Origin of the sequence: Ruegeria sp. HKCCSP351, assembly GCF_017872535.1 — a bacterium.
Lineage (GTDB): Bacteria > Pseudomonadota > Alphaproteobacteria > Rhodobacterales > Rhodobacteraceae > Ruegeria.
The window spans coordinates 1-1889 of record NZ_JAEDOV010000026.1; the positions used below are offsets into that span (position 1 = coordinate 1).

Genomic DNA, 1889 nt, shown 5'->3' on the forward strand with positions numbered 1-1889 from the left:
GCGGACCAAGCCGCCCTAGAAGCAACCAAAGCGTTCACATTGTCCGAGACTCTTTTGCCAATCGGTCTAAATCTTAAGCCGAACATCTCGGTTGACGGAAGGACAAGGTAAATGACGCGGAATCTAGGGTTAGTTGGAGCCGTGACACTCTTGGCGACAATCGCCTCGACTTCAGTGCAAGCACAGACCGAACAGCTTACGGCACGGGAGTCAGACCCTAACGTGATGGGATGGATGCAAGGGTTTCCTCCGCCGCCCGCCAGGTTGATTTCCCAGCCTGATAGCAACTATTTCAGCTTTCCAAAACTGCGCTGGTCCGTCTGCCATTTGCGAGAGTTCCTGCCGACAGAGGAAATAAGCCGCGGGCTTGGCGCGCCGGTTCCATTGCCTTATCCGTCTCCCGCCGAGTTTGCTGACCTCGCCCGAGAGATCGATGCGTTGACCTTTACGCCCCAGAACAGCGAAGACCAGATGACGTGGGAGGAGAGCCTCTACGCCAACTACACCGACGGTATGCTGATCATGCACAAGGGTGAGGTGGTCTACGAGCGCTACTTCGGCTGTCTCGAAGAGGACGGCAAGCACGCGATTATGTCGATGACGAAGTCGATCACTGGGCTCTTGGGTGAGATCCTCGTGGTCGAAGGGGTACTTGACGATACGCTGACGGTCGCAGACGTCATCCCAGAGATCGGCGACAGCGCGTTCGCGACAGCTACCGTGCGCGAGGTCATGGATATGACCACCGGCGTGCAGTATTCCGAGAACTACTCCGACCCCAACGCCGACATCTGGATCTATTCCCGCGCGGCCAGCCCGCTGCCGAAACCGGCTGACTACAAGGGGCCCGACGGGTACTGGGAATACCTCCAGCAGGTGAAGCCAGAGGGCAATCACGGCGAGGAGTTTCACTACAAGACGATCAACTCCGACATGTTGGGTTGGATGATCAGCCGCGTGACCGGCAAGGCGGTGACGGACCTTGCGTCCGAGCGGCTCTGGAGCCGAATGGGTGCTGAACAGGACGCCTACCAAACGGTTGATGGCAAGGGCGTGCCCTTCGCTGGTGGTGGTGTCACGGCGGGACTTCGCGACCTCGGACGACTTGGCCAACTGATGTTGAACGGTGGCGAGATCAACGGCGAGCGCTTGTTCCCAGCCGAGGTAGTAAAGAACATCAGCAGTGGCGGCGACCGCTCAACGTTTGGCGACGGGTTCCCGACCTTTGGGCCCGGTAGCTACACAAGCCAGTGGTGGGTTCTGCACAATGACCATGGCGCGTATGCCGCCCGCGGCGTTCACGGGCAGACAATCTACGTCGATCCCACTGCCGAAATGGTGCTGGTCCGTCTTGCGTCCTATCCGCGCGCGCAGAACGGTTTCATCGACCCGACTTCGCTGCCAGCATACCAAGCTGTCGCTGAATACCTGATGGCACGCGACTGATTATGCAGATTCTGAAAGTTGTCTTTGTCTCCATCCTTTGGGGCCTGATCGCTGTCGCCGCCTTGGCGCAGGTCGAGTCGCCCGACATTCCCGCCGAACTGTTGAACTCGGGGATCCCGAGCGAAGAACTCGCCTACCAACTTATTCCGCTCACCAAAGAACAGCTCGACCCCCTAGCGCGTGCCTGGCAAGGGATTGTCCAAGCCGAGACAGAGGCGCTTTCGGATAAAAAGATAAGCCTCCTCCGCAATCCAGACGCCGCTACCGAGGCCGCATATCAGGAAATAGCCCGTCTGACCGAAGAGCGGGCTGGCACGTTTGAGCTCTACATGATGGTGGTAGATGCCCTGGAGAGCAAAGGCGGAGATCCCGCGTTGGTCAGTGATCTGCGCACCTACCGGGATTCTGTCTTCTTCAACGAAACCATCCTCGCCACGCCGCGA

Annotated in this window: 1 protein-coding gene and 1 pseudogene; both read left to right on the forward strand. The window is 58.7% G+C overall.

From position 1 onward, the window contains the following. Positions 1 to 174: 174 nt before the first annotated feature. Positions 175 to 1446 (forward strand): serine hydrolase, encoded by a 1272-nt coding sequence (locus tag I9182_RS20320; RefSeq protein ID WP_348540419.1) that lies wholly within the window; start codon positions 175 to 177, stop codon positions 1444 to 1446. A gap of 2 nt (positions 1447 to 1448) precedes the next feature. Beyond that, a pseudogene (locus I9182_RS20325) lies at positions 1449 to 1889 on the forward strand (mechanosensitive ion channel family protein); the annotation flags it as partial.